The organism is Buttiauxella sp. (genome assembly GCF_035271705.1).
Taxonomy (GTDB): domain Bacteria; phylum Pseudomonadota; class Gammaproteobacteria; order Enterobacterales; family Enterobacteriaceae; genus Buttiauxella.
Genome location: NZ_DATERI010000158.1, coordinates 1 through 7,915, shown reverse-complemented (window position 1 = coordinate 7,915; position 7,915 = coordinate 1). Strand labels below are relative to the sequence as shown.

General features: G+C 49.4%; 8 protein-coding genes. 4 read left to right on the top strand and 4 right to left on the bottom strand.

Features of this window, described 5'->3' with window-relative positions; genetic code table 11:
• The 3 genes from cutA to aspA all read right to left on the bottom strand — a co-directional run.
• Positions 1-314, bottom strand: a 314-nt coding sequence (cutA, locus tag VJY99_RS14455; RefSeq protein ID WP_324119650.1) for a divalent cation tolerance protein CutA, incomplete at its 3' end; no start/stop codon positions are given.
• Between the two features lie 99 nt (positions 315-413).
• Positions 414-1,715, bottom strand: coding sequence for an anaerobic C4-dicarboxylate transporter (locus VJY99_RS14450; RefSeq protein ID WP_324119649.1), 1,302 nt, complete (start codon positions 1,713-1,715; stop codon positions 414-416).
• Positions 1,716-1,827: 112 nt separating this feature from the next.
• Positions 1,828-3,264: an aspartate ammonia-lyase gene (gene aspA, locus VJY99_RS14445; protein ID WP_324119647.1), complete on the bottom strand. Its 1,437-nt coding sequence runs from the start codon at positions 3,262-3,264 to the stop codon at positions 1,828-1,830.
• A 351-nt stretch (positions 3,265-3,615) separates the two neighbouring features.
• Here aspA and VJY99_RS14440 point away from each other — a divergent pair, with 351 nt between their 5' ends.
• The 4 genes from VJY99_RS14440 to VJY99_RS14425 all read left to right on the top strand — a co-directional run bounded on the left by VJY99_RS14440 (position 3,616) and on the right by VJY99_RS14425 (position 6,734).
• On the top strand, positions 3,616-4,101 hold the full coding sequence (locus tag VJY99_RS14440; protein ID WP_324119651.1) for an FxsA family protein: 486 nt from the start codon (positions 3,616-3,618) through the stop codon (positions 4,099-4,101).
• Between the two features lie 136 nt (positions 4,102-4,237).
• A complete protein-coding gene (locus VJY99_RS14435) occupies positions 4,238-4,531 on the top strand; it encodes a co-chaperone GroES (protein ID WP_324119645.1) in 294 nt (97 codons plus the stop codon).
• Between the two features lie 48 nt (positions 4,532-4,579).
• A complete protein-coding gene (groL, locus tag VJY99_RS14430) occupies positions 4,580-6,220 on the top strand; it encodes a chaperonin GroEL (protein WP_324119643.1) in 1,641 nt (546 codons plus the stop codon).
• A 160-nt stretch (positions 6,221-6,380) separates the two neighbouring features.
• Positions 6,381-6,734, top strand: coding sequence for a DUF4156 domain-containing protein (locus VJY99_RS14425; RefSeq protein ID WP_324119641.1), 354 nt, complete (start codon positions 6,381-6,383; stop codon positions 6,732-6,734).
• A gap of 91 nt (positions 6,735-6,825) precedes the next feature.
• Here the strand turns inward: VJY99_RS14425 and epmB are convergent, their stop codons facing one another.
• Positions 6,826-7,854 (bottom strand): EF-P beta-lysylation protein EpmB, encoded by a 1,029-nt coding sequence (epmB, locus tag VJY99_RS14420; RefSeq protein WP_324119640.1) that lies wholly within the window; start codon positions 7,852-7,854, stop codon positions 6,826-6,828.
• Positions 7,855-7,915: the final 61 nt, after the last annotated feature.

Sequence of the window (7,915 nt, the reverse complement as noted above, 5' to 3'; positions counted from 1 at the left end):
GATGCGTAGAGCCATGAGAGGTAATCACTATCTCCGTGGGAAACTGGCAGAACCAGTAATTCAGGGGTTTGGTATGGGTGATGCGACTTGAGACACGCGAGCAAGGCTTCTTGATGGTCGATATCGCTTTTAAGCAGCATCTGCACCTCATATTCCTGTTCCATTTTCCCTTCCCAGTAATACAGCGAAGTGGCACCGGGTAATAAGGTGACGCAGGCCGCCAGTTTTTCAGCCAGCACAAGGGTGGCAAGCTCCTGGGCGGTGGCTTCGTCTGGGGCAGTACAAAGGATGACAACAGCCTGGGTAGTTGGCATAGCTAACCTCGTATCTGGGGACACAGCGGTTGACTATAGCATGGAGGAGGGAAGGGAGGGCGTTAAACGGGTCGCGGTGCGACCCGTGTTTTAAAAGATCTACAGAACCATGCCACCGACGATAAAGCCGAGGATGACGCACAACGAAATGGCGATGACACCTGGAATCAAGAACGCATGGTTAAACACGTACTTACCAATACGAGTCGAGCCAGTATCGTCCATTTCCACCGCAGCCAACAATGTTGGATAGGTCGGCAGGACGAACAGGGCAGAAACCGCAGCAAAAGAGGCGATGGCAGTCAGTGGGGACACGCCAAGCATCAATGCCGCTGGCATCAGGGCTTTAGTGGTTGCAGCCTGGGAGTAGAGCAGCGTCGCGGCGAAGAACAGCACTACCGCTAACAACCACGGATAGCTTTGCAGCAAATCACCCGCAACAGCCTGAATATCCTGAATATGGCCTTTGACGAAGGTATCACCCAGCCATGCCACACCCAGTACGCAGATACACGCACTCATACCCGATTTGAAGGTGCTGGCGTTGAGGATTTCGCCAGTATCAATTTTACAGGTGACGCAGATAAGCGTGGCGATGGTCAGCATGAACACCACAATCGCTTCGTTACGCGGCAGAATTGGGTTTTGAATCAGACCAACGGTATCACTGATGGCGGTGGCGTAGAACATCACTGCGACAATGCCTATCAGGAACAGCAGAACAGAGCGTTTAGCATGTGGCTTGAGCTTAAACTCGCTAGTGCCACGTAATTTCACTTCACCTTTGGCAAGACGTTCCTGGTATACCGGATCGTCCTTCAGCTCGCAGCCGAGGAAGTTACAAACAATCGCTGTCAGCATTACTGCAACGAGCGTCACAGGAATACAGATACCCAGCAGCGTCAGGTAACTGATGCCCATTGGCTCAAGGATACCCGAGAAGAACACCACGGCCGCAGAAATCGGCGAGGCGGTAATGGCAATTTGTGAAGCGACAACCGCGATTGACAGTGGGCGCGATGGGCGGATCCCTTGCTCTTTCGCGACTTCAGTAATCACCGGCAGCGTAGAGAACGCGGTGTGGCCTGTTCCCGCAAGAATAGTCATAGACCAAGTAACCAGCGGGGCGAGGAAGGTGATGTATTTGGGATGGCGACGCAGTAATTTTTCTGCAAGGCTTACCAGATAGTCCATTCCGCCCGCCACCTGCATGGCGGCAATCGCGGCAATAACTGCCATAATGATTTCAATAACATCGAACGGAATTGCACCCGGTTTAACATGAAATACGAGAGTTAAAACCAATACGCCAAAACCGCCAGCAAAGCCAATGCCTATGCCGCCAAGTCTGGCTCCTAGATATATCGCTAAAAGCACGATAACGAGTTCTGCTCCAAACATAATGCCCTTCCTTGTGTTTGCTTATTTGATAATTATATGTTGTGTTTTTGTTGAACGCACAAATGAAAAAAGCACGCCTATTGGGCGTGCTTTTTGTTAACCACAGTTAAGTCTACTGTTCATTTTCATCTGTATAACGTTTCGCTTTATAAACTGGATGCATCAGGTTGTTTATTGAGAAAATATCATCCAGCTCGGCTTCGGTTAGAAGCCCACGCTCCAGAACGACTTCACGTACGCTCTTACCGGTTTCAGCACAAATCTTCCCGACGATATCGCCATTGTGGTGGCCAATGAATGGGTTCAGATAAGTCACAATACCAATCGAGTTGTAGACGTAGCTTTCGCACACTTCTTTGTTCGCGGTAATACCGTTGATGCATTTTTCCAGCAGATTGTAGCAGGCGTTGGTCAGGATGTGGATAGATTCAAACATCGCCTGGCCAATTACCGGTTCCATGACGTTCAACTGCAACTGACCCGCTTCGGAAGCCATGGTGACGGTGATGTCGTTACCAATAACTTTGAAGCAAACCTGGTTAACCACTTCTGGAATGACCGGGTTCACTTTGGCAGGCATAATGGAAGAACCTGCTTGCAGTTCTGGCAGGTTGATTTCATTCAGCCCTGAACGTGGACCGGAGGAGAGCAGGCGAAGGTCATTACAGATCTTCGACATTTTCACCGCCAGACGTTTCAGCGAGCTGTGAACCATCACATATGCACCGCAGTCTGATGTGGCTTCAATCAAGTCTTCAGCCGGAACACATGCCAGGTTGCTGACTTCAGCCAGTTTCTGTACTGCCAGTTGCTGATAACCTTCTGGGGTGTTCAGACGGGTACCGATTGCGGTAGCACCAAGGTTAACTTCCAGTAGCAGTTCTGCCGTGCGCAGCAGGTTACGTGTTTCTTCATTTAACAGGACGTTGAAGGCATGGAATTCCTGACCCAGTGTCATTGGGACAGCGTCTTGCAGCTGAGTACGACCCATTTTCAGGATGTTTTCAAACTCAACAGCTTTACGCTGGAAGCCATCGCCTAACTGATTGATAGCATCAATCAGTTTCACAATAGAGGCGTATACCGCGATGCGGAAGCCGGTTGGGTAAGCATCGTTAGTAGACTGGCATTTGTTGACATGGTCGTTCGGGTTCAGATACTGGTACTCACCTTTCTGGTGGCCCATTATCTCAAGCCCAATATTGGCGAGAACTTCGTTGGTATTCATGTTCACGGAAGTGCCAGCACCGCCCTGGTAAACGTCCACCGGGAATTGGTCCATACATTTGCCGTTATTTAGCACTTCATCGCAAGCCTGGATAATGGTGTTTGCGATGCTTTTCGGAATGGTTTGTAACTCTTTGTTTGCCATTGCCGCCGCTTTCTTAACCATCACCATGCCACGCACAAACTCAGGTATATCACTGATTTTGCTGTTGCTTATGTAGAAGTTTTCAATCGCTCTCAGAGTGTGAACACCATAATAGGCATCCGCTGGCACTTCCCTGGTACCCAACAAGTCTTCTTCGATACGAATGTTATTTAACATGTGAACCTTCTTAATTAACGCTGCCAATGATTGATCACCGCACGCACAGGATCTTTGGTCGTGTGATGAATAGACCGACGATTATGTCCATATTCGGTCCCTACGCCGTGATGATATGCTGATGACAGAGAAAAGCAGTAATCTGGATCACTTATTAAACGTCATCTCACATAACAATTATTAATATGTGATGTCGATCAATTGTAGAAAGTTTCCAAAAAAATAATGCGGCGCGTAGATTGATTTTTGACTACGGCGTCGCCATTTCTCTGATTACGCATAATGGCGAACCTATTTCCGCAAGTGCTTGATAGCGCTTGCTACAGTCTTTCCCAACTACAGGAGTGTACGGTGCGCTGGATACCGTTAATTGCCGTTTTCCTCTATGTTTACATAGAGATTTCGTTGTTTATTCAAGTCTCCCACGTGATGGGAGTTTTCCTGACGCTGGTGCTGGTCATATTCACCTCAGTTATTGGTATGTCACTGGTTCGCAACCAGGGTTTTAAGAATTTCATGCTGATGCAGCAAAAAATGGCGTCGGGTGAGAGCCCTGCGGCTGAGATGATTAAAAGTGTATCGCTCATCATCTCCGGTCTACTGTTGCTGTTGCCGGGCTTCTTCACTGACTTGCTCGGTTTATTGCTGTTATTGCCACCAGTACAAAAACATCTCACCCTGAAACTGATGCCGCATCTGCGTTTCTCACGTACTCCGGGTGGTGGTTTTAGCGCGGGCACTGGCGGTGGTTCAACGTTTGACGGTGAATATCAACGTAAAGATGATGCACCTAAACAGCTCGACGACCATGAGAATGATGATCGTCACAATCGCTAAAAATCGAAAATTTTTTTGTTTCCCCCCTTGAAGGGGGGGAGGCGCATCCCCATCTCTCAGGTCACCAGCCGATAACCCATTTTGGGCCGGCGTTACCCAAACACCGATACAGACTTTCTCAAAGGAGAGCTATCACATGAGCATTCGTCCATTACATGACCGTGTCATCGTCAAACGTAAAGAAGTTGAATCTAAATCTGCAGGCGGCATCGTTCTGACTGGCAGTGCAGCTGGCAAATCAACTCGTGGCGAAATCATCGCTGTCGGTAAAGGCCGCATCCTGGAAAACGGTAACGTGCAACCGCTGGACGTAAAAGTCGGCGACATCGTCATTTTCAATGATGGCTACGGTGTTAAGGTTGAGAAGATCGACAATGAAGAAGTGTTGATCATGGCAGAAAGCGACATCCTGGCAATTGTTGAAGCGTAATTCGCGCAAAAACTGAACGAACATAAACGAATTTAAGGAAAGTTAAGAATGGCAGCTAAAGACGTAAAATTCGGTAATGACGCTCGTGTGAAAATGCTGCGTGGCGTTAACGTACTGGCAGATGCAGTTAAAGTTACCCTCGGTCCTAAAGGCCGTAACGTGGTTCTGGATAAATCTTTCGGTGCACCGACTATCACTAAAGATGGTGTTTCAGTCGCGCGTGAAATCGAACTGGAAGACAAATTCGAGAACATGGGTGCGCAGATGGTTAAAGAAGTTGCCTCTAAAGCGAACGACGCTGCAGGCGACGGTACCACCACTGCAACTGTACTGGCTCAGTCCATCATTACTGAAGGCCTGAAAGCTGTTGCTGCAGGCATGAACCCAATGGATCTGAAGCGCGGTATCGATAAAGCGGTTATCGCTGCTGTTGAAGAGCTGAAAGCTCTGTCTGTTCCTTGCTCCGACTCTAAAGCCATTGCTCAGGTTGGTACCATCTCTGCTAACTCCGACGAAACCGTGGGTCAACTTATCGCTGAAGCGATGGAGAAAGTAGGCAAAGAAGGCGTTATCACCGTTGAAGAAGGCACTGGCCTGCAAGACGAGCTGGATGTCGTTGAAGGTATGCAGTTCGACCGTGGCTACCTGTCTCCGTACTTCATCAACAAGCCAGAAACCGGTTCTATCGAGCTGGAAAGCCCGTTCATCCTGCTGGCTGACAAGAAAATCTCCAACATCCGTGAAATGCTGCCAGTTCTGGAAGCCGTTGCGAAAGCAGGCAAACCACTGCTGATCATCGCTGAAGATGTTGAAGGCGAAGCGCTGGCTACTCTGGTGGTTAACACCATGCGCGGTATCGTGAAAGTTGCTGCTGTTAAAGCACCAGGCTTCGGTGACCGTCGTAAAGCCATGCTGCAAGATATCGCCACGCTGACTGGCGGTACCGTTATCTCTGAAGAGATCGGTATGGAGCTGGAAAAAGCGACCCTGGAAGATCTGGGTACTGCTAAGCGTATCGTTATTAACAAAGACACCACCATTATCATTGATGGTAACGGTGAAGAAGTTGCAATCCAGGGTCGTGTGACTCAGATTCGCCAGCAAATCGAAGAAGCAACTTCTGATTACGACCGTGAAAAACTGCAAGAGCGCGTAGCTAAACTGGCTGGTGGCGTTGCAGTAATCAAAGTCGGTGCTGCTACCGAAGTTGAAATGAAAGAGAAGAAAGCACGCGTTGAAGATGCCCTGCACGCGACCCGTGCTGCGGTTGAAGAAGGTGTGGTTGCAGGTGGTGGTGTTGCGCTGATTCGCGTAGCGTCCAAACTGTCTGAACTGCGTGGCCAGAACGAAGACCAGAACGTGGGTATTAAAGTTGCGCTGCGCGCAATGGAATCTCCACTGCGTCAGATCGTTCTGAACTGCGGCGAAGAACCCTCTGTTGTTGCTAACAACGTGAAAGCGGGCGACGGTAACTACGGTTACAACGCAGCAACTGAAGAATACGGCAACATGATCGACATGGGTATCCTGGATCCAACTAAAGTCACTCGTTCTGCTCTGCAGTACGCAGCGTCTGTAGCTGGCCTGATGATTACCACTGAGTGCATGATTACCGACATGCCAAAATCTGACGCACCTGATTTAGGCGGCGGTATGGGTGGCATGGGCGGAATGGGCGGCATGATGTAATTGCCCTAACACTCTTGTGTTAAAAGCACCGTGTTAAGAAAACCCTCAGGCAGAAATGTCTGAGGGTTTTTTCTTTTTGGTCGCAGTCTGGTATAAGGTCATACATACTGGGCGACGATGGCTCACTACACTGAATACAGCATTGATTACGGGGAACAACATGCGCATAAAAGTTTCAGCAGGAATGGCTGTGGCGGCATTGCTGCTGGCAGGTTGCAGTACCAGCAATGACCTGAGTACCGCCGGACAGAACGTTCGTTTTGTTGAGGAAAAACCGGCGAGTAACTGCCAACTGTTAGGCACGGCTACTGGTGAACAGAGCAACTGGCTGTCTGGGCAGCATGGCGAAGAAGGCGGCTCTATGCGTGGCGCGGCAAATGCCCTGCGTAATAACGCAGCGGCAATGGGTGGAAACGTGCTGTATGGCGTGAGCAGCCCAACTCAAAACTTGCTGTCGAGCTTTGCTCCGACTGCTAGCCAAATGACCGGCCAAGTTTATAAGTGCCCGAACTGATTTGATGATTTGCGGCGGATGACGCTTCGCTTACCCACCCTACACTTAAATTTGTAGGGTGGATGAGCATAGTGGCATTCACCGTACATTTTTATGACTGCCGCAGTTGCAAATCCAGCGGTGTTTTGCTTGGTTCACCACCAATTTCACGTGCCAGCTTTGGCACCATATAGCCTGAAATCAACGTCAGAAGTTCACGCATAATCAATCTTGCTTCGTCGTCACTCACCATGAAATGTGCCGCGCCTTGCACTTTATCCAGCACGTGCAGGTAGTAAGGCATCACTCCGGAATCAAACAACGCATTGCTCAAATCAGCGAGGGTCTGCGCATTATCGTTCACACCGCGCAGTAATACGCTTTGGTTAAGCAGCGTCACGCCAGCCTGGCGTAAATGGCCCATGCTGGTTCTAAATTCATTCCCAATCTCATTGGCATGGTTGATATGGTTAACCAAAATGACCTGCAACCGAGAGCGAGCGATGCGTGCCACTAGCGTTTCAGTGATACGCGCCGGGATAACCACCGGCAAACGGCTATGAATGCGTAAGCGCTTAATATGCGCAATAGCTTCGATTGCGGTTATCAACCAGTCGAGCTCATTGTCTTTCGCCATCAACGGATCGCCACCGGAGAAGATAATCTCATCCAGTTCTGGGTGCTCGCTGATGTAGTTAATGGCTGCCTGCCAGTTGCGTTTATTGCCCTGATTATCGGAATACGGGAAATGGCGACGGAAGCAATAACGGCAGTTGACCGCACAACCGCCTTTTACCAGCAGCAATGCCCGGTTGCGGTATTTATGCAGCAGTCCTGGAACCACGCTGTGCTGTTCTTCAAGAGGATCGGTACTAAAGCCGGGTGCGGCAATAAATTCCTCTTTGGCGGTTAAGACCTGGCGCAGTAATGGGTCATTCGGATTGCCTTTTTCCATGTGCGCGACAAAAGCTCGCGGTACACGCAAGGCAAAAAGTCGGCGTGCATCACGTCCCGCTAACAACTCTTTGTCAGCGTTAAGCGCTAAAATATGCAGTAGTTCATCAGGATCGGTTATAACATCGGCAAGTTGCGTTAACCAATCTTCTCTGCGGGGGGGATTTAGGGTTACAATGTGTGCCATTTTTTGGCTAAGCTACCAATTAACAATTTCAGAGGGCCTTATGGCGACTTATTCTAGCAAC